We start from the raw sequence: 23,845 nt of genomic DNA on the forward strand, positions 1-23,845 counted from the left end.
TAAGGTTTTTAAGTATGAGTGATGACCAAGATACGATGGATGAATGGGCTGCAGCCTTAGCCGAAGCTGAAGGTGCAGACGAAGGTGGCGATGCAAAGGTTGCTGAACTGGATGAGTTAAGTGACGCTAAGCACGAAATGAGCAATGAAGAAAAGCGTAAGCTCGATACTATTTTAGACATACCAGTTACTATTTCGATGGAAGTAGGGCGTTCTAAAATAAATATTCGTAACTTATTGCAGTTAAACCAAGGTTCAGTGGTTGAGCTTGACCGTGTCGCAGGTGAACCGCTAGATGTATTGGTTAATGGTACCCTTATCGCTCATGGGGAAGTGGTTGTAGTCAATGACAAGTTTGGTATTCGCTTAACGGATGTAATTAGCCAAGTAGAGCGGATCAAAAAATTACGATGAGTGGCTGGTTTTTACTTTCCGCAGCTACAAGCACAGTAACTCCCTCGGCTACGCCGATGGGAGACGTTGTCTCAATGGCGATGTCGTTAATCATGGTACTGGTACTGATTGTGGTACTGGCATTTCTGGTTAAAAAACTAAACCCCAATTTGGCGAATAGTGAAGAGTTTAAAGTGGTGCGAAGCCTTCCTTTAAGTACCCGTGAACGTTTAATGGTTGTTGAAATTGATAATTGCCAACATTTACTTGGCGTGACACCTCATAGTATTAATTACTTACATAAATTAGAAACGCCATTAACCGAAAAAGAATTACCCGCTTTGGCACAGCGTTTTGGTAAGCTATTAAACCCAAATACCAACCACAATAAAAAGAATACATAATATGATGAAGTGGCTGCTGATACTTTTTACCCTAGTGTTTATTCCCCAAGTTAATGCTGAAGGGATTGAAGCGCTTAATATCACCACCAATCCTGATGGTTCACAAGACTACTCTGTAACACTACAAGTACTTGCTATCATGACCGCGCTGAGCTTTATTCCTGCGGCCGTGATCATGATGACTTCTTTTACGCGAATTATTGTGGTACTGGCTATTTTACGCCAAGCAATAGGTTTACAACAAACCCCATCAAATCAAATATTATTGGGTATGTCTTTATTCTTAAGTATTTTCATTATGGCGCCTGTGTATCAAAAAGTGAATGAGCAAGCTATAGAGCCTTATATGAATGAACAGGTTACATCGGTACAAGCGTTAGAACTTGCTAAAGAGCCGATGAAAGCATTTATGCTGTCACAAGTGCGTATTAAAGATTTAGAAACATTCGCCAAAATAGCAGGGTATGAGCAGCTTAATTCACCTGAAGATACGCCAATGATTGTCCTCATTCCTGCTTTTGTAACTAGTGAGTTGCAAACCGCTTTTATAATCGGTTTTATGTTTTTCATTCCGTTTTTAATCGTGGATTTAGTGGTGGCCTCTGTATTAATGGCAATGGGTATGATGATGCTATCGCCGATGATCGTATCTTTACCTTTTAAGATTATGTTGTTTGTTTTGGTTGATGGCTGGGGTCTTGTAATGGGCACCTTAGCAAAAAGTTTCGGACTCGGGGCTTAGGCTATGTTGTTTTTATCGACGTTGAAGCAAAACTAGGAGGGAGCCATGGAACCGGAAATTTTTGTTGATATACTCAGCGATGCATTATTTTTAGTAATTAAGTTGGTTTCAGCTATTGTTGTTCCAGGTCTACTCGTTGGTTTAGTTGTTGCGGTATTTCAGGCAGCAACGTCTATCAATGAGCAAACATTAAGCTTTTTACCACGTTTATTAATTACCATTAGTGCACTTATTTTTGGTGGTCATTGGCTAACTCAGGAGTTAATGGACTTTTTTACCCGTTTAATCATGATCATCCCTGAAATCGCAGGCTAATATGGAATTTCCGTTTTCGGTTATTATTCAATGGCTCAGTGATTTTTTACTGCCATTAGTACGTATTAGCTCGATGATCATGATTATGGCAGGTATTGGTGCTAAAAATGTCCCTACCCGAATAAAAATGGGCTTGGCGGTGGTTATTACATTTTTAGTGGTGCCAGTACTTCCTCCTGCAAGTTTTAATAATCTGTTTTCCTTTCAAATGGTGTTAGTGGTGATTCAGCAAATGCTGATAGGGGTCGCTATTGGATTTGCATCATTACTCATGCTCAATACCTTTGTGTTAGCGGGGCAAATTCTAGCAATGCAAACCGGCTTAGGTTTTGCCTCCGTTGTTGACCCATCAAATGGTATGAGCGTACCTGCGGTTGGTCAGTTCTATTTAATTTTAGCGACGTTATTATTCTTTGTTTTTAACGGCCATCTAATGATGATCCAAATGGTGGTGCATAGTTTTAATGTTCTGCCTATTGATGGTAGCTGGTGGGCAGTTGATCACTATTGGGATATTGTGACATGGGGCGGTTGGATGTTTACAACTGCATTGGTGCTATCTTTAGCACCGTTAACCGCAATGCTGGTTATTAATATGTCGTTTGGGGTAATGACTCGTGCAGCACCACAGTTAAATATATTTTCTATCGGTTTTCCATTTACCCTTGTTGCCGGGTTAATAATTATTTGGGCGACACTAGGTAATTTTGTCACTCAGTTTGAATTTCAGTGGCTAAAAATGGTTGAGTTGATGTGTACTTTAGTGGGTTGTTCACCTTAGGAGCACAATATGGCTGAAGATTCAGGTCAAGAAAAAACCGAAGAGCCCACGGGGAAAAAAATTGAAGAGTCTAAGAAAAAGGGCCAAATAGCACGCTCTAAAGAGCTTGGTACTATGTTTGTGCTTATTTTCTCTGCCATTTCATTATTATTGTATGGGCCAGAAATTGGTAAAGGCCTGTACAATATTATGGGCCGAATGCTGAGCTTGAATCGCAACGAAACCTATGACACAACTAAGATGTTTTCTGTATGGGGGACCGTAGCTGATGCTTTATTGTTCCCTATGGCGATGTTTGTACTCATTATTGTTTTAGCGGCTATTATAGGCAATACCTTATTAGGTGGGTTTAACTTTAGCTGGAAGGCTGCTGCACCTAAGGCGAGTAAAATGTCACCTGCTAAAGGTATCAAGCGTATGTTTGGCCCGCAAGCAGGAGTGGAGCTAGTTAAGTCGATTTTAAAGTTTGCAGTGGTAGCAGGGTTTGCCATATTTTTAATTAATACTTTTTTTGATGAGATTCTTCATCTGAGCATTGAAAGTGCTCCGGGTAATATTATTCATGCCTTAGAGATTCTAGCGTGGATGTTTTTAGGCTTAACCTGCACTTTAACGATTATTGCCGCGATTGATGCGCCGTACCAGAGCCATAAACATCACAAAGAACTAAAAATGACCTTGCAAGAAGTCAAGGACGAATATAAAAACTCCGAAGGTGACCCGCAAATAAAAGCCCGTATTAGGCAAACACAGCGACAGATGTCCCAGCGCAGAATGATGCAAGACGTGCCTGATGCCGATGTAGTTGTAACTAACCCAACCCATTATTCTGTCGCACTTAAATATGATACTGAACGAGCAGGTGCGCCAATTGTACTTGCCAAAGGCGTTGATGAAATGGCGATGCAAATTCGTAAAATAGCCAAAGGAAACGAAGTACCATTGGTTGAATCACCTATGTTAACTCGAGCACTGTATCATACCGCAGAAGTTGGGGAACAAATTCCAGATCAATTATTTACCGCCGTGGCACAAGTATTGGCTTATGTCTTTCAATTAAAGCGTTTTCAAAAAGGTCGTGGTAAACGCCCAACAGCGCTTAATAAAAAACTGCCTATTCCCGACGCGTATAAATACTAGCTTTGTAATAACTTGGAATAGTTATTGCAAATTCCGTGTAGTGTCAATTTTTTGAAATTGTGAGTTATGGAATTTAAAGCTGTATTACAACAACTTAATAAAGATAAAAAGAGTATGCCAAAGGAGTTGGAACGCCTTTACTTGTACTCGCTGCATTGGGTATGGTTATTCTACCGTTGCCGCCATTTTTACTCGATATTCTTTTTTCGTTTAATATAGCCCTTGCTTTAGTGGTTTTACTGGTGACTGTTTACACCATGAAACCAGTTGAATTTGGTATGTTCCCAGCAGTGCTGCTTATTGCGACGATAATGCGTTTAGCACTCAATGTTGCTAGTACCCGGGTAGTATTACTCGAGGGGCACAATGGGGGGGGATGCTGCTGGTAAAGTTATTGAAGCCTTTGGTTCTGTAGTTATCGGTGGTAATTATGCTGTTGGTTTAGTGGTATTTTTAATTCTAATCATCATTAACTTTGTTGTAATTACCAAAGGTGCTGGGCGTATTTCAGAAGTATCAGCACGTTTCACCTTAGACGCTATGCCGGGGAAGCAAATGGCCATCGATGCCGATTTAAACGCCGGTTTTATCAGCGCAGAGCAAGCACGAGACCGTCGTGAAGAAGTCACCCGTGAAGCGGATTTTTATGGCTCAATGGATGGTGCCAGTAAGTTTGTAAAAGGGGATGCCATTGCGGGTATCGTGATTTTGATCATTAATATCATTGGTGGTTTATTCGTAGGTATGATCCAACATGACCTGAGTTTCGGCCGAGCGATGGAGGTGTATACATTGCTGACGATTGGTGATGGCTTGGTAGCGCAATTACCATCATTACTGTTATCAATTGGTACAGCAATAGTTGTAACACGCCAAAATGAATCGCTGAACATGGGCGATCAATTTAAAAGCCAACTTGGTAACGAAAAATCTCTGTTTATCGCTTCGGGCATTCTCATTGTGATGGGCTTAGTGCCTGGCATGCCCCATTTTGCATTTCTAAGCTTGGGAGCGCTGCTTGGTTACCTTGCGTATTACACACAACAGAACAAAATCAAAGAGGCTGCGGCTAAAGAAGAAGAGGCGGCAAATGGTGGGGCTGCTGGTACCGGTGTTGCAAATAAACAAGAACAAAAAGAACTTGGTTGGGATGACGTACAGCAAGTTGATGTAATTGGTTTAGAGGTCGGTTACAGGTTGATCCCGCTTGTTGATCAATCTCAAGGTGGCGAGTTACTAAACCGAATTAAAGGGGTACGTAAAAAGTTATCACAAGAGCTGGGCTTTTTAGTACCACCGGTGCATATTCGCGATAACCTCGAATTAGACCCAAATGCTTACAGAATCACCATGATGGGTGTATCCAGTGGTGAAGGTGAACTTAAACACGGGGATGAGCTGGCGATTAATCCAGGCCAAGTGTTCGGCCCAATTAAAGGCATTGAAACTAAAGATCCGGCGTTTGGTTTAGATGCAGTTTGGATCAAGCCAAACCAAAAAGATGAAGCCCAATCATTAGGCTACACAGTGGTCGATTCAGCAACTGTCGTGGCTACTCATATCAGTCAATTACTTACTAACAGTGCAGCATTACTACTTGGCCACGAAGAAGTACAAAATCTATTAGATATGTTAGCTAAAAGCCATCCTCGTTTAGTTGAAGGATTAGTGCCAGATGTATTACCACTCACAACCGTGGTTAAAGTTTTGCAAAATTTATTAAATGAAGGCGTAGCAATTCGCGATATGCGCTCCATTGTACAGACACTAGTTGAGTATGGTCCTCGTAGCCAAGACCCTGATGTATTAACGGCTGCAGTGCGAATTTCATTGCGTAGATTAATCGTTCAAGATGCGGTTGGTATGTCATCAGAAATACCTGTCATAACCTTGGCGCCTGAGTTGGAACAGATGTTGCATCAGTCACTTCAGAATGCAGGCGACGAAGGTGCCGGAATAGAGCCAGGACTTGCAGAGCGACTTCAACAATCATTAAACGAAGCGCATCAGAATCAAGAAATGGCCGGTGAACCTTCGATATTACTAACATCAGGAATGTTACGCACTGTGTTATCTCGATTTGTTAAGTACACCATTCCAGGTTTGAGAGTGATGTCTTATCAAGAGGTACCAGATGAAAGACAGATCAAGATTGTTAGCTCAGTAGGCCAATAATCGGATTTTAAAAGGGTTGTGAACCATGAAAATAAAACGTTTTTTTGCTAAAGATATGCGTACCGCACTAAAAGAAGTTAAAGATGAACTCGGTGTAGATGCAGTTATTATGTCAAATAAAAAGCTAGCTAATGGCGTTGAAATTGTTGCTGCTGTTGATTATGACAAGTCTGCATCAAAAGAATCAGCACCACAACCTGCTGTTGCTCAAGCGCAAAGGAATCCGAACTTTGTAAAACCTGCACCGCAACGTGCTCAGCAAGAGCCTCAAGCAGCGATTGCTGATAGCCTACAAGCTTTATTGGAACGTCAGTCACCACAACCTAAATCACCAGAGCTTGCGTCTATGTTTAGCCAATCGGGTATTGATACTTCAACTCAATACCAGGGTAAATCACAGCAACAGTCACAACCAGCTCAAGCACAATATAGAACAAGTGAACCGCAAGCACATCCAGATTTTGCTCGCCGTGAAGCGTCTAGCAAAGCTCATACACAAGCACATAGCTTAGGTTTTGATGATGAGTTAGAAAGTGGCTTTGATGATTTAGACACATCTTTACACTCTCAAGCAGCTACAAGCAATGGCAAAAGTGACGAAATTTCGTCAATGCGTGATGAAATGAATGCGATTCGTCAACTGCTTGAACACCAAGTGTCAGGTTTAATGCAACAAGATATGGCACGGCGTGATCCAACACGAGCTTGTATGATTGACCGTTTAGTTGGTATGGGCATAGAACATGACGTAGCCGAGCAAATGGCGTGTTTTATTCCTGATGATGTTTCTCGCCAACAAGCATGGCAGGCGCTACTGCAAATGGTTGAAAACCAAATGCATACAACGAATAACGAAATACTTCGTCAAGGTGGTGTATACGCACTAGTGGGCCCTACAGGGGTTGGAAAAACTACCACGGTTGCTAAGTTAGCCGCACTTGGTGCGCAAAAATATGGCGCAGATAAAGTTGCGCTGATCACAACTGATACCTACCGTATAGGTGCTTATGAGCAACTTGCGACGTATGGCAGAATTATTGGTTGTGGGGTCAAGCAAGTAAAAGATGCTAACGAATTAGCAGAAGTGTTATACCATTTACGAAATAAACGACTAGTATTAATTGATACTGCGGGTATGAGCCAACGTGATTTACGTTTAACAGAGCAGTTAAATACATTAATGCGTAATCAACGCGTAGATATTCGTAATTATTTAGTATTAAGCGCAACAGCACAAATTAACGTATTGCAAGAAACCGTTAGGCACTTTAAGAAAGTGCAATTAAGTGGCTGTATTTTCACCAAATTGGATGAATCACTAAGTTTAGGTGAGATTATTAGCGTAGCGATTCAAAATCGTCTTCCAATAGGGTATCTTACTAATGGTCAACGTGTTCCAGAGGACATTCGTGTCGCTAATGCAGAGAAATTAGTAAAAAAAGCGGAACAATTGTATTTAAAAAGAACAAAAGCACAACATTCACGACGTCAAGCAGTGGCGTCAAGCACAGTAGGGATGTATGATTAACACAGTATTAGATCAAGCAAGTGGCCTGCGAAAAATGAGTCAAAACAATAATAACGGTGTAAAAGTTATCGCTGTAACTGGTGGTAAGGGCGGTGTTGGTAAAACCAACGTGTCATTAAACACTGCAATCGCGCTTGGCCAGCTAGGCAATAGAGTTTTAGTACTGGATGCCGACTTAGGTTTAGCAAATTGTGATGTGATGCTTGGTTTACGTGTAGAGCGTAACTTATCCCATGTTTTATCGGGTGAATGCGAGTTAGATGAAATTTTAGTAGAAGGCCCCGCAGGCATAAAAATAGTTCCCGCGACGTCCGGTTCACAAAGCATGGTGGAATTATCCCCGTCTGAGCATGCTGGTCTTATCCGTGCTTTCAGTGAATTAAACACTGAATTTGATATTTTAATTGTTGATACCGCTGCCGGTATTTCTGACATGGTGTTGAGTTTTTCTCGTGCAGCACAAGATGTTATGGTTGTTGTATGCGACGAACCTACCTCAATCACCGATGCTTATGCCCTCATAAAGGTCCTTAGTCGTGAGCATGGTGTTTATAAATTTAAAATAGTTGCCAATATGGTTCGTAGCATGCGTGAAGGCCATGAACTATTTGCTAAATTATCTAAAGTAACTGATCGATTTTTAGATGTCTCTATGGAGTTGGTTGCTACCGTTCCTTACGATGAAAACATGCGTAAATCTACCCGCCGCCAAAAAGTAATTGTTGAATTATTTCCAAATTCTCCAGCGGCAGTTGCCTTTAAAACTTTGGCGACAAAAGCAGTTAAATGGCCAATACCTAATCAACCTTCAGGCCATTTAGAGTTTTTCATAGAAAAATTAGTAAACGGCTAACTATGACAGCGTCGGTGAGCAAAGCGATGGGCTATCAATCCACAGCAAATTTAAATGCAATAGTTGAAAAGCACGCGTCGCTGGTGAAGAAAGTGGCGTGTCACCTAATTGCACGTTTACCACCGAGTGTACAGCTAGATGATTTAATTCAATCAGGCATGATAGGCTTGATCGAAGCGTCGAAAAACTTTGATGCTGCAAAAGGTGCCAGTTTTGAGACCTTTGCAGGTATTCGCATTCGTGGTGCAATGCTTGATGAAATGCGCCGTGGTGATTGGGCCCCTCGTTCAGTTCACCGCAATAGCCGTATGGTTGCAGAAGCAATTACAGAATTAGAAAGTCAATATAATCGTGAGCCTAAGGATAGTGAAGTTGCTGAAAAACTTGATATTACGCTAGATGAGTACCATCATATTCTAAGTGATGTAAACTCAAGCAAAGTTCTGGGTATCGAAGACTTAGGGGTTGATGAAGATGTTATAACCCCAGTTGGGCAAGACTTAGCACTGGACAAGCCCTTTAATAACGTTAAGAATGAACGTTTTAATGAATCCTTGTTAGCAGCAATTAAGTCGCTACCAGAGCGTGATGGACTTGTTCTTTCGCTCTATTACAACGATGAAATGAATTTAAAAGAAATTGGGCACATACTCGATGTTAGCGAGTCGCGTGTGAGCCAGATACATGGTCAGGCGATGATTAAGCTAAAAGCAAAAATCAATGACTGGATAAATTAGTAGTAAGTAAATATAGGTTCAGACCTCACCGGAGGATGTTTTGGATAAAAACATGAAAATTCTTGTTGTTGATGATTTTTCGACGATGAGACGTATTATCAAAAATCTGTTAAGAGATTTAGGTTTTACTAATGTGCAAGAAGCTGATGATGGTTCAACAGCTTTACCAATGCTACAAAATCAAGAATTTGATTTCGTAGTGACTGATTGGAATATGCCAGGTATGCAAGGTATTGATTTATTACGTGCGATCAGAGCTGATGACACGCTTAAACATATCCCTGTGCTGATGGTAACAGCAGAAGCTAAAAAAGAACAAATTGTTGCTGCTGCTCAAGCCGGCGTTAATGGCTACATCGTAAAACCTTTTACTGCTGCAACACTTAAAACCAAATTGGAAAAAGTGTTTGAGCGCCTAGGCTAATTAATAGGAGAGGCTTATGTCAGCACCTGCTGCGCCTCAGATCACTTTAGAACAAGCCCGTCAGCTTGTTGTTCATCTTGAAAACGGTGAGCAAGATAAAGCTGATCAGCTCATCCTTGATGCGGCGACAAAAGAGCAATCAGAACTTTTTGCTGAAGTTGGTAAATTAACCCGCCAACTTCATGACGCGTTGAAGAATTTTGAACTCGATACGCGACTCTCAGACTTAACAACTGATGCAATTCCTGACGCAAAGCAGCGTTTAAATTATGTTATGGAAATGACAGAAAATGCTGCTAATAAAACCATGGATGCAGTTGAAGCCAGTTTGCCATTAGCACAAGGGTTAGCCGATGAAATCGCGCAGATAAAGCCGACTTGGGACCGTTTAATGAGTCGTGAGATTGAGCTCGGTGAATTTAAAGCACTGTGTCATAGTTTAGATAAATTCATGAACCACTCCCACACCAAGACTGACGAACCGCAAGGTCTAATGACTAATGTGTTAATGGCGCAAGATTATCAAGACTTAACAGGGCAAGTGATCCGCCGCGTAATTGACTTAGTTAGAGAAGTTGAAGATAGTTTAATACATTTATTGACTGCATTTGGTAGTCATGAAATTGGCGAAGCTAAGACTAGAATAGCAGCTATAGAAGAAATACCGCCTGCAAAAACGACATTAGCAGGTCCTGAAGGGCCAATTATTGATAAAGAGTCGCGAGATGATGTTGTCAATGGGCAAGATGATGTTGACGATTTACTGTCAAGTTTGGGCTTCTAAGAGGAGAGCACTGCATGAGCTTTGAAGTCGATGAAGATATTTTACAAGATTTCCTAGTTGAAGCTGGAGAAATTCTTGAGCTTTTATCAGAACAGCTAGTAGAACTTGAAAATAATCCAGATGATACCGAGTTACTAAATGCTATTTTCCGTGGTTTTCATACCGTAAAAGGTGGTGCGGGTTTCTTAAGTATGACAGAGCTGGTAGATGCTTGTCATGGTGCAGAGAACGTATTTGATTTACTGCGCCAGGGCGTTCGTACAGTTAACTCAGAGCTCATGGATGTTATATTACAAGCGCTCGATACAATAAATGAAATGTTTGCGACGATACAAAATCGCGAACAACCAGAGCCTGCCGATCCTGAATTACTCGCTATCTTACACAAATTAAGTCAGCCGCCCAGTGCCGATGAAGAGCCCGCTCTAAACACGCCAACGCAAGAGCCTGTGACAGTCGTAGAAGAACCAAGCTCAGCAATCGATGAAGATGATCCTTTTGCTTTTGATATGCTGTTCAATGGTCAAGTCGACGACAAGCCAGAAGACGCGCATATTGATGAAATCACAGAAGATGAGTTTGAAAGCTTATTAGATGAATTACACGGCAAAGGGCAAAGTCCGGTAACAGATACCAGTGCTGCAGCTCAAGAGAGTACCAATAGCAGTGATATCACCGATGATGAATTTGATAGCTTACTTGATGAATTGCACGGGGTAGGTAACTTTGGTGCAGTAAACCCTGCTCCAACTCAAGAAGCACCTAAAACTGCTGAAGTGAAAAATGTTACGGTGAGCTCTGCATCAGACGATGAAATCAGTGATGACGAATTCGAAGCGTTACTTGATGAGTTGCATGGCAAAGGTACTGCACCTAAAGCTCTTGCTACCGATAATGTAGAAGCTGATGCACCTAAACCTGCTACAGATGCGCCAAAACCTGAAGTGAAGGTTGAAAAACCTGCACAAGTAAACAAGCCTCAACCTGCAGCATCAAAGTCCGTTGAGAATAAAGCACCAGCTGCAGCAGCAAGTACAGCTAAAAAACCTGCTCCACCTCAAGCTGAAACAACCGTGAGGGTTGATACGAAGCGCTTAGATCAAATCATGAATATGGTTGGTGAACTTGTATTAGTTCGTAATCGATTAGTAAGTTTAGCGACTAACACAAATAATGAAGTGATGGGCAAAGCAATCTCTAATTTAGATGTTGTGACTGCCGATTTACAAGGCGCGGTAATGAAAACCCGCATGCAACCAATCAAAAAAGTGTTTGGTCGTTTTCCACGCGTAGTCCGTGATTTAGCGCGTAGCTTGAAAAAAGACATTAACTTATTGTTAGTGGGTGAAGAAACAGATTTAGATAAAAACTTAGTTGAAGCGCTTGCGGATCCTCTGGTTCACTTAGTGCGAAACTCGGTTGACCACGGAATTGAAATGCCTGACGTACGTGAGGCCGCAGGTAAACCAAGAACAGGTACGGTTACTTTATCGGCTTCGCAAGAAGGCGACCATATTTTGCTGACTATTCGAGATGATGGTGCAGGTATGGATGCTGAAAAGCTGAAAAAAATAGCCATTAGCAAAGGTGTGCTTGATCATGACCAAGCGAGTCGTTTGTCAGATACTGAAGCATATAATCTAATTTTTGCGCCAGGCTTTTCAACCAAAGAAGAAATTTCAGATATTTCCGGCCGTGGCGTTGGCATGGATGTAGTAAAAACTAAAATAACCCAATTGAATGGCTCAGTAAGTATTCAATCTGAGTTAGGTGTTGGCACTATATTAGAAATCAAAGTACCACTGACATTAGCTATACTACCAACCTTGATGGTTGTGGTTGGTCAGCAAACGTTTGCTCTACCGTTGGCCGGGGTAAATGAAATTTTCCATCTAGATCTGACTCGTACAAATGTAGTTGATGGGCAATTAACTATCATAGTGCGTAAAAAAGCAATTCCATTATTCTATTTAGAACATTGGCTTGTAAAAGGCGCCGATACTTCGCAGCGAAAAGCTCAAGGGCATGTTGTTATCGTACAAATCGGTACTCAGCAGGTTGGCTTTGTTGTGGATTCATTAATCGGCCAAGAAGAAGTTGTTATAAAACCACTTGATGCTCTTTTACAAGGGACGCCTGGTATGGCAGGTGCGACAATTACTTCAGATGGTGGTATCGCCTTGATTTTGGATGTCCCAAGCTTGCTAAAATACTACGCAGGTTAGAGTAATCTTTATCTTTTTATGGGAGCCACTGGCTCCTGTAGATAAAATTTAACAAGAGTACGCCAATGGCAGTTAAAGTATTAGTTGTTGATGATTCGAGTTTTTTTCGCCGCAGGGTGAGCGAAATTCTAGAACAAGATAAGGACATTGATGTAATTGGTTTTGCGGTTAATGGCCGTGAAGCAGTCGATAAAGTGCGCCAACTTCGCCCAGATGTCATCACGATGGATGTCGAGATGCCGGTGCTTGATGGGATCAGTGCCGTGAAAGAAATCATGGCTGCAAACCCGACTCCTATTCTAATGTTTTCGTCGTTGACTCGTGATGGAGCAACCGCGACGCTGGACGCGCTTGATGCTGGCGCGTTAGATTTCTTACCGAAGAAATTTGAAGATATTGCGCGTAATAACGAAGATGCGATTAAGCTTTTACAAAATAAAGTAAAAGAAATCGGGCGTAGACGTTTATCGAGATTTAGCCGGCCAACTACGAGTATTAATAAGCCCTTAGTAAATAAAGAAACAGCTCCAAGAGCGAGTATTGCGCAGCCAGATCGCAGTTTTAGTCGACCAGCTATACCTGTTGATACGAGCACTGCATCAGTACGTGCCTCGGGTAAAAAATATCAAATTGTAGCAATAGGTACGTCAACCGGTGGGCCTGTCGCATTGCAAACTATTTTGACTCGATTACCAGCGAATTTTCCGCATCCCATCTTACTTATTCAACATATGCCAGCCGCGTTTACCCCAGCATTCGCAGCACGATTAAATGGCCTGTGTAAAATTCAAGTTAAAGAAGCGCAACAAGGTGATAAGCTAATGCCAGGTACGGCTTACTTAGCTCCAGGTGGCCAACAAATGCTAATTGAAGGACGTGGTGGTAATCGGACGTTAAGAGTATTTGAAGATGACAGTGCGCGTATTACATATAAACCCAGTGTTGATGTGACATTTGCTAGTACTGCAAAAGCTTTTCAAGGAGATGTTTTGGCTGTTGTTCTTACTGGAATGGGTGCTGATGGCCGCGATGGTGCGCGGATGCTCAAACAAGTAGGTGCAACGATTTGGGCACAAGATGAGAGCACCAGTGTGGTTTATGGCATGCCACAAGCTGTTGCTGCTGCAGGGCTTGCTAGTGCTAGTATTGCATTGAATGATGTGGCAACTCGATTAGTACGTGAGATTGGTTGTGGATAAGCTATCAATCTTAGGGCTAATAATTGCACTAGGTGCAATAGCATTGGGCTATTCACTTGAAGGTGGTGCTGTTACAGCGTTATTCAACGCCCCCGCTCTCATTATTGTATTAGGTGGTACGCTAGGGGCTGTCATGCTGCAATCGCCCTTAAGCACTTTTTTAAAAGCCCTAAAAAATTAGTTACTGGGTTTTCTTCCCCCCTCGTCATGATATTGACGCAGCCATTGAAGAGGTTAAAAGCTGGTCCCACAAAGCGCGCCAAGAAGGGTATTTATCACTTGAAGATACGGCGCTTACTCACGCAGATAGTTATGCAGCAAAAGGCCTTAGTTTACTTATCGATGGAGTGAGTGAGAAAAAGCTGCGTGATACGCTTGAAATTGATTTATTGTTAGAACGTGAACGTTTACTCGAAGCAAGTCGTGTTTATGAAGCTTTAGGCGGTTATAGCCCAACAATTGGTATTTTAGGTGCAGTACTTGGACTTATTCAGGCTATGTCATTTATTACCGAGCCGCAAAAGCTAGGCGCCGGGGTGGCCACTGCGTTTATAGCGACAATTTATGGTGTTGGTTTAGCAAACTTATTGTTTTTACCTATGGCAAATAAATTAAAGCAACAAGTTGAGCAAAAAATGTTGTTTCATGAGCTACTCGCGGAAGGAATTATAGCCATCAGCCAAGGCGATAGCCCTGCTAATATTGAGCTAAAACTAGAAGCTTACCGAGTTGAACGACCTAATCTATTAGCTAATTAACTTATGATCCGTCGCCGGCTTCGTCATCAAACTAGTAGTAATCAGCACACAGAGCGTTGGTTAGTCTCCTATGCAGATTACATGACTATCATGTTTGCGTTTTTTGTGGTGATGTATGCAATTGCTATTAATAAAGAAGAAAGCTTTCAAATTTTATCAGACTCATTAGAGCAAGTATTCGATCAATCTGCGCGTCAGCATAGACAAGAAGGCAGCGGTGTGACGGGGACAGATTTATTAACTGATAGAGTTAGCCCAGAAAAAGAGTTGTTATATGGCGAAAGTATCCAAAAACAAGAAGCTGGGCCAGAGTTACTAGATGGGCAAAGTGATACCAGCAACATTAAACAAAAGCATTTAGGCAAGCCTTTAGATAGCTTATTAACCAAATTACAATCAGCACTGATTGACGAAATACGCGATGGTGAAGCGAGCCTAGAGCTGCACCAAGACTGGCTGATCATAGAGCTGAGCTCAGGCATGTTATTTTCAAGCGGCAGTGCGGTTGCGCATAGTCGCGCTAAAACCGTGATTGGTATGGTTAACGATATTATCGCACCGGTTGATAATTATGTCAGAGTGCGAGGGTACACAGATAACGAAACAATTCGAAACGAAATATTTCGCTCTAATTGGGAGCTTTCTGTTGCGCGAGCAACCTCAATTTTAGTTGAACTTGAATCTCTGGGAATTAACCCAGCTAGAATGGCTATTGAAGGCTATGGACAATATTCACCATTTGCAGATAATAGTACAGAGCAAGGTCGCGCTGAGAATAGAAAAGTAGTTGTTGCATTATCCAAGTATGGCTTACCAGAGCAAGAAGCGCCTCGAGAAGGGGAGCTTGAAGAAGAAAAAGTTGAACCTGAAGTAATTGAATTGCCTTCGGACGATAACACGATTAAAGTGATTCAATTACCACATGGCGGTATACGAATTACAACGCGCAATGAACAATAATAAGGTGTGATGTGAAAATTTGGACGGTGGCGAATCAAAAAGGTGGCGTAGGTAAAACAACAACTGCGGTAAGCCTTGCTGGTACATTAGCATTGCAGGGAAAGCGTGTGTTATTGATAGACACTGATCCGCATGCCTCTTTGACTTACTATTTTGGTATAGATTCTGAAGATTTAGAAGTCAGTGTTTATGATATATTTGCTCGCGGTAATACCATGCAAAGCGAAGAAATACTGCAATCACTGTGTCCGTCAAATATTGCTAATTTAGATATAATGCCTGCGACAATGGCCATTGCTACCCTTGATCGCAGTATGGGCAATAAAACTGGTATGGGGCTTATTTTAAAAAAAGCGTTAGCCAAAATCAGTGAGCATTATGACTATGCAATCTTGGATTGCCCACCCGTTTTAGGGGTATTAATGGTCAATGCACTTGCAGCGAGTGAACGCATTTTAGTGCCAGTACAAACTGAGTTTTTAGCCTTAAAAGGCCTAGACCGCATGATGCGTACAATGGAATTGATGCAAAGCTCGCAATCAAAGCAGTATCAATATACCATCATTCCAACAATGTACGATAAGCGCACAAATGCGTCATTAGAAGCATATAAAACGTTGCAAAAAACGTATAATGATAAAGTTTGGCCAGGTGTTATACCTGTCGACACTAAATTTCGAGACGCAAGCTTAGCGCAACAAGTGCCGATTCAGTTTTGCCCTCGTTCACGAGGTGTATTTGCCTATCGTGCGTTATTAGATTATTTGATTGAGCAAGGTTAATTAATGAGTAAACAGCTGTTTGCTAATGAAAAAGTCATGACCCAGTACTTGGGGGCTTTGCTGTGCGAGGAAGATGATAGTACAGACTTAGAACCTGTCGCAAAATTACTTGAACAAGTAGGGCCAGTTCAAAAGCAGACTCAGATGCCAGTAAAAGCTGCTAAGCAGGTTATTGTTCAAGAGCACGCCCTTAAAGAACCCCAAGAAATACCTCAAGATACTAAAACAGCGCTTGAGAAACCGCAAATTCAAGCTAAAATCAAAGATATAGATAATATTGCCAGTGATGCTCTAGCTACACATGCTAAAACACCGATTGAGCGACAGCAGGATTATTTTGACGGTGAATTCCAGGCGTTATTTTTCGAAGTGGCAGGGCTTACATTAGCTGTGCCCCTTAAGGCATTGGGTGGCATTCATCAATTGGGCGATGTGAATCAACTGTTTGGTAAGCCCAAGTGGTTCAAAGGGGTTATGCTTAACCGTGATGAAAACCTCAATGTGGTTGATACTGCTCGTTGGGTAATGCCAGAGAAATACACTCAAGAATTAGAAGAGAAGCTAAACTATCAATATTTAATAACGCTTGGTGATAGTCAGTGGGGATTATTAGCTGAGAAGCTTGTTAATAATATAACCCTACGTACAGAAGATGTTAAATGGCGAGCTAAAACCGGTAAGCGCCCTTGGCTGGCTGGCGTCATTAAAGAGAAAATGTGTGCCTTAATTGATGTAGAAAATTTAAATCAATTACTGGAGCAGGGCTTAGATAGCCGTGAGCAGTAACGATATTCGGAGTAATAGCATGAGTGAAGAAAGACTAGTATCAAACAGTAAAAATGCCGATAGCAATGATGAAGTATTGCAATGGGTAACATTTAAACTGGAATCAGAAACATACGGCGTCAATGTGATGCAAGTTCAAGAGATTTTGCGTTATACCGAAATAGCCCCCGTACCAGGTGCGCCAAGCTATGTACTTGGTATTATCAACTTACGTGGTAATGTGGTTACCGTGATCGATACTCGTGCTCGTTTCGGTTTAATGTCTGCTGAAACTACAGATAACTCACGGGTATTAATTATCGAAGCTGAAGAGCAGGTAATCGGTATTTTAGCTGATAGTGTGGCTGAAGTTGTTTATTTACGTAGCTCAGAAATTGATAGCGCACCGAATATTGGCACTGAAGAAAGTGCTAAGTTTATCCAAGGTGTGAGTAACCGTGATGGTGAACTATTGATCTTGGTTGATTTAAATAAGCTATTAAACGATGAAGAGTGGGATGAGTTAAGCAATATTTAATGCTGACGGATAAACTATGTTGCTACTCTCTTTAGTTATAAGCGCACTTGGTTTAATACTGGTGTGCTTTGTTATTTTATATGGTTTGAAGAAAAAAATAGCCTATGCTGCGGATAAAACACAGCAGCACCTTGATAAGGCGCTACAGCAGAATAGCATTTTACGCAGCGAAGTTGCTGAAATGCGTGCGGGCATGCTGAGTATTGGTAAAAGGTTAGTTGCTGTTGAACAGCGAAATCAAGAGCTAGCGCAACAGCAAGATGCACAAAAATACGATGATCCTGATGCTAAAATTTATTCACGGGCTGTGAAAATGGTGGAGTTAGGCGCTGATATTGAAGAGATAATTCGTGAATGCGAACTACCTCGTGCAGAGGCTGAATTACTTATGTCGTTACATAATCAGAAAGGGCGCTAAATAGCGCCTTTTTTAATTCAATTTTTACTTACTGCGTTTAAGCCTTAATATTTAACTTACCCTGAAAATCTTCCCAGCCAGGTGGAAACTTACCCCGAAGTACATATGAAAATGCAATAAGTTCAGCAATTACGTAGTAGAGTTCTTTAGGTATCTCTTCGCCAAGTTCTAAATGGGAAAGCGTTTTAGCAAGAGCTTCATCCTGATGAATTAATATACCTTTTTCTTTAGCTGTTTTAATTATCTGTTGCGCTAACTCACCAAACCCTTTATTGCTAACTGTGGGAGCTTTGCCTGCTTCATATAATAAACCAATGGCTGTCTTATGTTGTGGATCACTCATGATCAAACCTTAATATTGATAATTGCATGGGACTGATAAAAAGCGTGGTGTTGTGGTGCACCTTGGTTTAAATTTAATTCGCCCACTTGCAAGCCATGTGCTGACAATTTATGACGCAAGCTTTCTAAATGTGGATGGGCTATTGCTGTAACCTCTTGGCTTGAAGCGAGCAGTTTACAATCTAGGGCTTTGTCCATCAGCTCGGCGGTGATTTGTAGCTGGCCAAGAGCTGCATAATCAAAATTTAAACGCACAAACCAAACGTCTTTTCCCTCGGGTTTATCTTTACTTGGTTTTTTATATTGGCCAAGTGATATTTCAGTTTGCGCAGTGTCAGGCGGAAGCCGCATAGGTAAAAAGAACTGCACAAGCGCATTACTATCCGTTTGTTGATTAACTGCTGTGGTCGCAATTTGGCTAATACTGCCTTTAATTTGCCCAAGCTCTGCTGCCAGAGTTTGGCTGCTGGCTTGTTGCAATTGCTCTTGGAGCTTTTCGCTGTTCACAGCTTTAAAATTCGGCACTAACACTTGCAGTAAAGCATCTACTGAGCTTTGGCCATTAAAGTTCAATGCACTAATATTATTCAGTGTCGGGGCTGCCAAAATTGCCACAGTCAAATTTTCGATTGCTTGGCTAAAGCTATTTTGCATCGCGCTTGTTGAGAGGCTATTCGGTGAAATAAGACTCAATATTTCTCGCTGTACAATTGAAGGGTGAGCTGATTGGCTACTTATCATCCGATTAAAAGCTTGGTTAACAAGTCGATTTAGATCCACATTATCGCTTAGTTTCCCCTGCGCTAGCTGTTCTATTTTTTGGCTTAAATCTACTTTTGTTGAATTACTTTCACTGCCAGTAGCTGCATTTGGTGAGGACTGCAATTGAGGCTTTTCTATGTTTAGTAATGGAGCCGTCAGCTTTGCCTCTATCGGGAGGGTAACTTGGCTTCGCACTGGTGTAGCAGTTAAAGGTGCTTTGATGTATGCCTTTTGAGTTTGCACCATAATTGTAGGTGATATTGGAGCTGGTTTTTGAGTTTTACTCGTTTCATTTACACTGCTAAAGTGAGTGCTTGCTTTGTCTGTGGTCTTTGTAAAATTAGGGTTGCTTGCTAACTCTTTATTAATTATTGATGCTTGTTTTAACTTGTTTGCTGTTTCACTAACTGACTGACTCGCCGTATTAGGATTTTTAACTTCAATTAATGGCGCATTGCTATTTTTAGCAATTAGAGGGGAGTTAATAGTTGAGCTGTTTTTTTGGTTGCTGAATTGGCTATCCACTTTTGCTGTATTTGTGTTTGTTATGTCTTTGTTTATTGTACTGTGTGTTTTTGCAGTCTCTTTCTCTGTGGTTGAAAAAGATATTTGTTTGTCGACAGCGGGCGTTTTAGCTGTATCAGCTTTAGCCGCTATTTCATCCTGAGTTATTGATGCTTTGTCGCTATTGATTGATAGCTTGTTATTACTTACAACAGGGTTGGCTGTTGGTGTAGTGATACTAGCCAATGTCGCTTTAACTTGTTGAAATAGTTGTATCAGCGGTGGAGTGCTATGAAAGTGCTTGGGTAACGCTGTACCTTTACTGATATCTGCCAAAAGTGGGGCTACATTCTCACTAGCTAAAGCTGCTAAGTTTATTTGCGACACTGATTTTGGAATCAAACTTAATTGTTGCGGCGCTTTTTCATTACTCGTTGAGGTAATAGGTACTTTAAGTGGACTATCATTTTTGTCAGTTAATTGACTAAATGGTTTATTTTCAAAGTAACGTACAGCATCGTTTACCCGAGTTTTTAAATCGGCAAAACTGGCCTGTAACCACGATTTTATTGGGCTGCTGGTGTTTATTAAGGGGCTTTGAACAGGGGGGGCGTCGGTTGTTATTTTTGTTATTGCAGCATTATATTGTGCTTTCACTAAACTATGAAAGGTTTGAGTCAACGAATTTTTAAGTACAACAGCAACCTCATTGGTGAGGGATTCCAATGTAAGTTGGTCTTTCGTTGCGATTATTTTGACTGCTTGAGGCTCTGCACTTAGCTGTTGCGCCTGTGTATGTTTAATAGGAATATTAAAAGCGCTTTTTTGCTGCGGGATTGTTAATAGCGCTGCGTTATTCGTCCTTTGTAGCTGACCTTGTGGGGCGAGCTTTGCTAGCCAGGTCGCCAATTTAGTTTTTGTAATGGGCTGTTGGTGCAGGTTATCAGCGAAGCGATTAATAACCACAAGCTTTAATAGTCCTTTTTGATCTACGTTGATGATTGCTTTTAATGGTTGCTCACTCTGTAGTAGTTGTGCTACTTCTTTATTTATCGGTAAGCTCGCATTCAGCTGTGCTATTTGTAATTTAGGTATCGGCTTAGTAACGACAGTAACAGCGAAAGGTTGGTTCTCCAATTGGCTGCCGGAATGAATGAAATTAAGTAAATTCTGTAATTGCTTTGCTTGATTAAGTGCTAATGATGTTTGTGTTGGCAAAATAGTAAGTTGTTTGCCATCAGGACTTAACTGTAGTTCAGCGGCAGGAATTTTTTGCATATTGCTTGGTGAATGGCTGGTCGCTAAACGCAATGTTTGCCAATGGTTATTTACTAAAATATCCATTTGCACAGAGCCTTTGGCAAATGTGATGTTTTTAGCGTTAAGTGTTTCTCCATCTAGGTTCACACTTTGCTGCCCAGCATTACTCATTGACTGTTTAACAGTCAATGAGTTAGCTAAAGAAATCTGCGTAGGTTCATTCATTATTTTAAATCAAGTTTTCACTAATCGGTTTCATTGTGTTATTCGTATTACCCTATCATTATGGTAGACTAACGCCTAATTTTGGGTATAGAGAATCGTCATCTTGCTACACATTAAGTCCGTCACTTGCATCAAACAAGAGCGCTGTTTGTTTGAGGATCTTAATTTCAGTTTGAAATCTGGACAGATTATGCAATTAGCAGGCCCTAATGGGGCTGGTAAGACATCATTATTGCGCATTATTGCAGGTTTTGCCGCTCCTGATGAAGGTGATGTTTTTTGGCACGATACATCAATAGCCAAAAACTATGACGAGTTTGCCCGTGAGCTATTATTTATTGGCCATAAAACCGGTGTAAATGCTCAGCTTACTGCGCTGGAAAATGTACGCTTTTGGTTACAGATCCAAGGATATAATGATAATCAAGACTTGTATGCTTTATTGGCTAAAATCGGCTTAGTTGGTCTTGAAGATGTACCCGTACGCACTTTATCAGCGGGTCAACAACGACGTGTTGCATTACTGCGATTATGGCTTAATGATGCCAAGCTTTGGATCCTCGATGAACCATTTACTGCTTTGGATAAAGCGGGAGTGGCATTTTTACAGGCGCGCTTTGTTAGCCATTTAGCAACCGGTGGTGCTATTTTATTAACGACTCACCAAGATTTAACAACGCACTTTAATGATTTGCAAACAGTTACCTTGGAGTACCGTCACTGATGCAACGACAACACTCTTATTTACAGCTCTTTAGTGCCGTATGTAAAAAAGATTTACAGTTAGCGTTTCGCCAGCGAGCAGAAATTGTTAATCCGTTATTATTTTTCTTGATTGTTATTACCTTATTTCCGTTAGCTATTGGCCCTGAGCCCGGTCTACTTGCACGAATGGCCCCTGGTATTATTTGGGTCGCAGCGCTTTTATCGACCATGCTGGGGCTTGATAAAATATTTCGTGATGATTTTCATGACGGTAGCTTAGAGCAATTAATTGCATCATCGTATCCATTGCCATTAACTGTACTGGCGAAAGTGCTTGCTCATTGGGTAGTTACTGGGTTGCCTTTGGTGTTAATGACACCGGTTTTTGCGCTACTGCTAAATTTAGATAGCCAAGCCCTAGTCGCAACAGTTATTACTTTATTATTAGGGACTCCGTTACTGAGTTTTATCGGCGCGATTGGCGCGGGTCTCACTGTGGGGTTACAAAAAGGCGGAATATTGATGAGTCTGCTAGTTCTGCCTTTGTATATCCCTGTGTTAATTTTTGCAACGTCTGCTATTGATACCAGTACTATGTCACTGGATTATAGTGGGCAGCTTGCCATCCTTGGTGCAATGCTTGTCGTCGCTATTATAAGCGCACCAATTGCCATATCGTCAGCATTAAAAGTGAGTGTAAGTTAATATGTGGAAGTGGTTACATCCCTACGCTAAAGCAGATCGTGCATATCAATTATGTAACACGTTACTGCCATATTTTGCCGTAATAACGGTTGTATGCATGGTTGTTGGTTGGGTTTGGGGGCTGGCTTATGCGCCTGCAGACTACCAGCAAAAAGACAGCTATCGCATTATTTTTATTCATGTTCCTTCAGCTATTTTATCTATGGGCGCTTATTCATCAATGGCTATCGCGGCAGTGGTCGCACTAGTTTGGCAATTACGCAATGCAGAGCTTGCGGTTATTGCTATAGCCCCAGTTGGGGCATGTGTTACTGCCATTGCGTTGATCACCGGTGCTGCATGGGGTAAGCCCATGTGGGGCGCATGGTGGGTGTGGGATGCACGCCTGACTTCTGAGCTTATTTTATTATTTTTGTATTTAGGTGTGTTGTCTTTATATCACGCCTTTGAGGATAAAAAAGCAGCGGGTCGAGCTGCTTCTATCCTTGCCATTGTAGGAGTGATTAACTTACCAATTATTCACTTTTCTGTTGAGTGGTGGAACACCCTTCATCAAGGGGCAACCATTACTAAGTTCGATACTAAGGCGATTGATCCAAGTATGTTTTGGCCGCTGATAGTTAACATTGTGGCGTTTGCTGCATTTGTAGGCACGGTAACATTAATACGTCTTAAAAATGAGATTTTACAACGCGAAAAGCATCGCCCTTGGGTGCGTCAGTTGTTAAATAGGGGCTAATTATGCAGTTTGATTCTTTTTCTGATTTTATAGCCATGGGTGGGTATGGCTTTTACGTATGGTTATCTTTTGGCACATGTGCGCTGATTTTATTAGGTATTCTATTTAGTTCTTTGAATGATACCAAGCGTATTTTAACTTCTGTTCAGCAGCAAGCAGCTCGCGAAACAGCGTATTAAGCAAGCTAAAAAGGAGCAGCAAGTATGAATCCAAGACGTAAAAAACGGCTATTAGCAGTTACTGCGATCGTGTTTGGTATTGGAGCAGTGATTGGTTTGGTTTTATATGCATTGCAAGAAAATATAAACCTTTTTTATACCCCAAGTGAGTTAATTGACGGTAAGGGGCCAAATCTTGAAAAGCCTCATATAGGCCAAAAGTTGCGTATTGGTGGCATGGTTGTGCCAGGATCAGTTATTCGTGACGAGAGCAGTTTACAAGTAAGCTTTAAATTAATTGATACAGGCCCTTTAGTGACGATTCGTTATCAGGGGATTTTGCCTGATTTATTTCGCGAAGGACAAGGTATTGTTGCACAAGGCGTGTTGATTGAACCTGATGTGATAGAAGCATTTGAGGTATTAGCAAAGCATGATGAAGAGTACATGCCAGCAGAAGTCGCCGAAGCAGTTAAAGGGATTAAGCACGAAAAACCTAAATATAACTTAGATAGTGGCAATTAA

Annotated in this window: 24 protein-coding genes and 3 pseudogenes; 25 read left to right on the forward strand and 2 right to left on the reverse strand. The window is 41.4% G+C overall.

Annotated elements, in window-relative coordinates; translation table 11 throughout:
* The first annotated feature begins 14 nt into the window (after nucleotides 1-14).
* The 20 genes and pseudogenes from fliN to ACU8V8_RS03620 all read left to right on the forward strand — a co-directional run bounded on the left by fliN (nucleotide 15) and on the right by ACU8V8_RS03620 (nucleotide 17,920).
* Entirely contained in the window at nucleotides 15-413 is a 399-nt protein-coding gene (gene fliN / locus ACU8V8_RS03525) for a flagellar motor switch protein FliN (RefSeq protein ID WP_087530875.1), read from the forward strand.
* Nucleotides 410-796, forward strand: coding sequence for a flagellar biosynthetic protein FliO (gene fliO, locus ACU8V8_RS03530; RefSeq protein ID WP_290210855.1), 387 nt, complete (start codon nucleotides 410-412; stop codon nucleotides 794-796). The genes fliN and fliO overlap by 4 nt, the downstream gene beginning before the upstream one ends.
* Before the next feature lies 1 nt (nucleotide 797).
* Nucleotides 798-1,538, forward strand: coding sequence for a flagellar type III secretion system pore protein FliP (gene fliP / locus ACU8V8_RS03535; RefSeq protein WP_290210853.1), 741 nt, complete (start codon nucleotides 798-800; stop codon nucleotides 1,536-1,538).
* 45 nt (nucleotides 1,539-1,583) lie between these two features.
* Nucleotides 1,584-1,853, forward strand: coding sequence for a flagellar biosynthesis protein FliQ (fliQ, locus tag ACU8V8_RS03540; protein ID WP_087530872.1), 270 nt, complete (start codon nucleotides 1,584-1,586; stop codon nucleotides 1,851-1,853).
* 1 nt (nucleotide 1,854) lies between these two features.
* On the forward strand, nucleotides 1,855-2,634 hold the full coding sequence (fliR, locus tag ACU8V8_RS03545) for a flagellar biosynthetic protein FliR (RefSeq protein ID WP_290210851.1): 780 nt from the start codon (nucleotides 1,855-1,857) through the stop codon (nucleotides 2,632-2,634).
* A 9-nt stretch (nucleotides 2,635-2,643) separates the two neighbouring features.
* A complete protein-coding gene (gene flhB / locus ACU8V8_RS03550) occupies nucleotides 2,644-3,774 on the forward strand; it encodes a flagellar biosynthesis protein FlhB (RefSeq protein ID WP_446888867.1) in 1,131 nt (376 codons plus the stop codon).
* Nucleotides 3,775-3,840: 66 nt separating this feature from the next.
* Nucleotides 3,841-5,949 (forward strand): annotated as a pseudogene (gene flhA / locus ACU8V8_RS03555) (flagellar biosynthesis protein FlhA).
* A gap of 25 nt (nucleotides 5,950-5,974) precedes the next feature.
* Nucleotides 5,975-7,477 (forward strand): flagellar biosynthesis protein FlhF, encoded by a 1,503-nt coding sequence (gene flhF / locus ACU8V8_RS03560; protein ID WP_446888868.1) that lies wholly within the window; start codon nucleotides 5,975-5,977, stop codon nucleotides 7,475-7,477.
* Nucleotides 7,470-8,330: a MinD/ParA family ATP-binding protein gene (locus tag ACU8V8_RS03565; protein WP_087530867.1), complete on the forward strand. Its 861-nt coding sequence runs from the start codon at nucleotides 7,470-7,472 to the stop codon at nucleotides 8,328-8,330. The genes flhF and ACU8V8_RS03565 overlap by 8 nt, the downstream gene beginning before the upstream one ends.
* Before the next feature lie 26 nt (nucleotides 8,331-8,356).
* A complete protein-coding gene (locus ACU8V8_RS03570) occupies nucleotides 8,357-9,067 on the forward strand; it encodes an RNA polymerase sigma factor FliA (protein WP_446889576.1) in 711 nt (236 codons plus the stop codon).
* Between the two features lie 40 nt (nucleotides 9,068-9,107).
* The gene (cheY, locus tag ACU8V8_RS03575; protein ID WP_054203298.1) at nucleotides 9,108-9,491 is read left to right on the forward strand and encodes a chemotaxis response regulator CheY; all 384 of its coding nucleotides are present in this window, start codon (nucleotides 9,108-9,110) and stop codon (nucleotides 9,489-9,491) included.
* A 16-nt stretch (nucleotides 9,492-9,507) separates the two neighbouring features.
* Entirely contained in the window at nucleotides 9,508-10,275 is a 768-nt protein-coding gene (locus ACU8V8_RS03580) for a protein phosphatase CheZ (RefSeq protein ID WP_446888869.1), read from the forward strand.
* Nucleotides 10,276-10,289: 14 nt separating this feature from the next.
* Nucleotides 10,290-12,500: a chemotaxis protein CheA gene (locus ACU8V8_RS03585; protein WP_446888870.1), complete on the forward strand. Its 2,211-nt coding sequence runs from the start codon at nucleotides 10,290-10,292 to the stop codon at nucleotides 12,498-12,500.
* 65 nt (nucleotides 12,501-12,565) lie between these two features.
* Nucleotides 12,566-13,699 carry a protein-glutamate methylesterase/protein-glutamine glutaminase gene (locus ACU8V8_RS03590; protein ID WP_446888871.1) on the forward strand — a complete coding sequence of 378 codons (1,134 nt, stop codon included), beginning with the start codon at nucleotides 12,566-12,568 and terminating at the stop codon, nucleotides 13,697-13,699.
* Nucleotides 13,692-14,457, forward strand: a pseudogene (locus tag ACU8V8_RS03595) (flagellar motor protein). The gene ACU8V8_RS03590 and the pseudogene ACU8V8_RS03595 overlap by 8 nt, the downstream one beginning before the upstream one ends.
* A 3-nt stretch (nucleotides 14,458-14,460) precedes the next feature.
* A complete protein-coding gene (locus ACU8V8_RS03600; RefSeq protein WP_446888872.1) occupies nucleotides 14,461-15,417 on the forward strand; it encodes a flagellar motor protein MotB in 957 nt (318 codons plus the stop codon).
* 11 nt (nucleotides 15,418-15,428) lie between these two features.
* Nucleotides 15,429-16,199 carry a ParA family protein gene (locus ACU8V8_RS03605; RefSeq protein ID WP_087530860.1) on the forward strand — a complete coding sequence of 257 codons (771 nt, stop codon included), beginning with the start codon at nucleotides 15,429-15,431 and terminating at the stop codon, nucleotides 16,197-16,199.
* Nucleotides 16,200-16,202: 3 nt separating this feature from the next.
* Entirely contained in the window at nucleotides 16,203-16,985 is a 783-nt protein-coding gene (locus ACU8V8_RS03610) for a chemotaxis protein CheW (RefSeq protein WP_446888873.1), read from the forward strand.
* 19 nt (nucleotides 16,986-17,004) lie between these two features.
* Nucleotides 17,005-17,502, forward strand: coding sequence for a chemotaxis protein CheW (locus ACU8V8_RS03615; protein ID WP_290209672.1), 498 nt, complete (start codon nucleotides 17,005-17,007; stop codon nucleotides 17,500-17,502).
* A gap of 16 nt (nucleotides 17,503-17,518) precedes the next feature.
* Nucleotides 17,519-17,920 (forward strand): DUF2802 domain-containing protein, encoded by a 402-nt coding sequence (locus tag ACU8V8_RS03620; protein ID WP_446888874.1) that lies wholly within the window; start codon nucleotides 17,519-17,521, stop codon nucleotides 17,918-17,920.
* 37 nt (nucleotides 17,921-17,957) lie between these two features.
* Here the strand turns inward: ACU8V8_RS03620 and ACU8V8_RS03625 are convergent, their stop codons facing one another.
* Together ACU8V8_RS03625 and fliK are read right to left on the reverse strand one after the other, a co-directional pair.
* Nucleotides 17,958-18,263, reverse strand: a complete 306-nt coding sequence (locus ACU8V8_RS03625) for an EscU/YscU/HrcU family type III secretion system export apparatus switch protein (RefSeq protein ID WP_446888875.1) — start codon at nucleotides 18,261-18,263, stop codon at nucleotides 17,958-17,960.
* Nucleotides 18,264-18,265: 2 nt separating this feature from the next.
* Nucleotides 18,266-21,013, reverse strand: a complete 2,748-nt coding sequence (fliK, locus tag ACU8V8_RS03630) for a flagellar hook-length control protein FliK (RefSeq protein WP_446888876.1) — start codon at nucleotides 21,011-21,013, stop codon at nucleotides 18,266-18,268.
* Nucleotides 21,014-21,116: 103 nt separating this feature from the next.
* On the opposite strand from fliK, the gene ccmA reads away from it, so the two are divergent.
* The 5 genes and pseudogenes from ccmA to ccmE all read left to right on the forward strand — a co-directional run bounded on the left by ccmA (nucleotide 21,117) and on the right by ccmE (nucleotide 23,845).
* Nucleotides 21,117-21,737 (forward strand): cytochrome c biogenesis heme-transporting ATPase CcmA, encoded by a 621-nt coding sequence (gene ccmA, locus ACU8V8_RS03635; RefSeq protein ID WP_446888877.1) that lies wholly within the window; start codon nucleotides 21,117-21,119, stop codon nucleotides 21,735-21,737.
* The gene (gene ccmB, locus ACU8V8_RS03640; RefSeq protein WP_446888878.1) at nucleotides 21,737-22,423 is read left to right on the forward strand and encodes a heme exporter protein CcmB; all 687 of its coding nucleotides are present in this window, start codon (nucleotides 21,737-21,739) and stop codon (nucleotides 22,421-22,423) included. The genes ccmA and ccmB overlap by 1 nt, the downstream gene beginning before the upstream one ends.
* A gap of 1 nt (nucleotide 22,424) precedes the next feature.
* Nucleotides 22,425-23,162 carry a heme ABC transporter permease gene (locus tag ACU8V8_RS03645; protein WP_446888879.1) on the forward strand — a complete coding sequence of 246 codons (738 nt, stop codon included), beginning with the start codon at nucleotides 22,425-22,427 and terminating at the stop codon, nucleotides 23,160-23,162.
* Nucleotides 23,163-23,164: 2 nt separating this feature from the next.
* Nucleotides 23,165-23,369, forward strand: a pseudogene (gene ccmD, locus ACU8V8_RS03650) (heme exporter protein CcmD).
* On the forward strand, nucleotides 23,366-23,845 hold the full coding sequence (gene ccmE / locus ACU8V8_RS03655) for a cytochrome c maturation protein CcmE (RefSeq protein WP_446888880.1): 480 nt from the start codon (nucleotides 23,366-23,368) through the stop codon (nucleotides 23,843-23,845). Before ccmD ends, ccmE begins: the two are co-directional and overlap by 4 nt.

It is taken from the genome of Pseudoalteromonas sp. SaAl2, assembly GCF_052947895.1.

Excerpts from the sequence above, each read along its gene's own strand:
- ACU8V8_RS03620 (WP_446888874.1), top strand. The coding sequence starts at position 17,519 with ATGTTGCTACTCTCTTTAGTTATAAGCGCACTTGGTTTAATACTGGTG.
- ccmB (WP_446888878.1), top strand. The coding sequence starts at position 21,737 with ATGCAACGACAACACTCTTATTTACAGCTCTTTAGTGCCGTATGTAAA.
- fliK (WP_446888876.1), bottom strand. The coding sequence starts at position 21,013 with ATGAATGAACCTACGCAGATTTCTTTAGCTAACTCATTGACTGTTAAA.
- fliP (WP_290210853.1), top strand. The coding sequence starts at position 798 with ATGATGAAGTGGCTGCTGATACTTTTTACCCTAGTGTTTATTCCCCAA.
- ACU8V8_RS03625 (WP_446888875.1), bottom strand. The coding sequence starts at position 18,263 with ATGAGTGATCCACAACATAAGACAGCCATTGGTTTATTATATGAAGCA.
- ACU8V8_RS03580 (WP_446888869.1), top strand. The coding sequence starts at position 9,508 with ATGTCAGCACCTGCTGCGCCTCAGATCACTTTAGAACAAGCCCGTCAG.
- flhB (WP_446888867.1), top strand. The coding sequence starts at position 2,644 with ATGGCTGAAGATTCAGGTCAAGAAAAAACCGAAGAGCCCACGGGGAAA.
- ACU8V8_RS03610 (WP_446888873.1), top strand. The coding sequence starts at position 16,203 with ATGAGTAAACAGCTGTTTGCTAATGAAAAAGTCATGACCCAGTACTTG.
- ACU8V8_RS03600 (WP_446888872.1), top strand. The coding sequence starts at position 14,461 with ATGATCCGTCGCCGGCTTCGTCATCAAACTAGTAGTAATCAGCACACA.
- ACU8V8_RS03590 (WP_446888871.1), top strand. The coding sequence starts at position 12,566 with ATGGCAGTTAAAGTATTAGTTGTTGATGATTCGAGTTTTTTTCGCCGC.
- fliO (WP_290210855.1), top strand. The coding sequence starts at position 410 with ATGAGTGGCTGGTTTTTACTTTCCGCAGCTACAAGCACAGTAACTCCC.
- ccmE (WP_446888880.1), top strand. The coding sequence starts at position 23,366 with ATGAATCCAAGACGTAAAAAACGGCTATTAGCAGTTACTGCGATCGTG.
- fliR (WP_290210851.1), top strand. The coding sequence starts at position 1,855 with ATGGAATTTCCGTTTTCGGTTATTATTCAATGGCTCAGTGATTTTTTA.
- fliN (WP_087530875.1), top strand. The coding sequence starts at position 15 with ATGAGTGATGACCAAGATACGATGGATGAATGGGCTGCAGCCTTAGCC.
- ACU8V8_RS03645 (WP_446888879.1), top strand. The coding sequence starts at position 22,425 with ATGTGGAAGTGGTTACATCCCTACGCTAAAGCAGATCGTGCATATCAA.
- flhF (WP_446888868.1), top strand. The coding sequence starts at position 5,975 with ATGAAAATAAAACGTTTTTTTGCTAAAGATATGCGTACCGCACTAAAA.
- fliQ (WP_087530872.1), top strand. The coding sequence starts at position 1,584 with ATGGAACCGGAAATTTTTGTTGATATACTCAGCGATGCATTATTTTTA.
- ACU8V8_RS03565 (WP_087530867.1), top strand. The coding sequence starts at position 7,470 with ATGATTAACACAGTATTAGATCAAGCAAGTGGCCTGCGAAAAATGAGT.
- ACU8V8_RS03615 (WP_290209672.1), top strand. The coding sequence starts at position 17,005 with ATGAGTGAAGAAAGACTAGTATCAAACAGTAAAAATGCCGATAGCAAT.
- ACU8V8_RS03570 (WP_446889576.1), top strand. The coding sequence starts at position 8,357 with ATGGGCTATCAATCCACAGCAAATTTAAATGCAATAGTTGAAAAGCAC.
- ACU8V8_RS03585 (WP_446888870.1), top strand. The coding sequence starts at position 10,290 with ATGAGCTTTGAAGTCGATGAAGATATTTTACAAGATTTCCTAGTTGAA.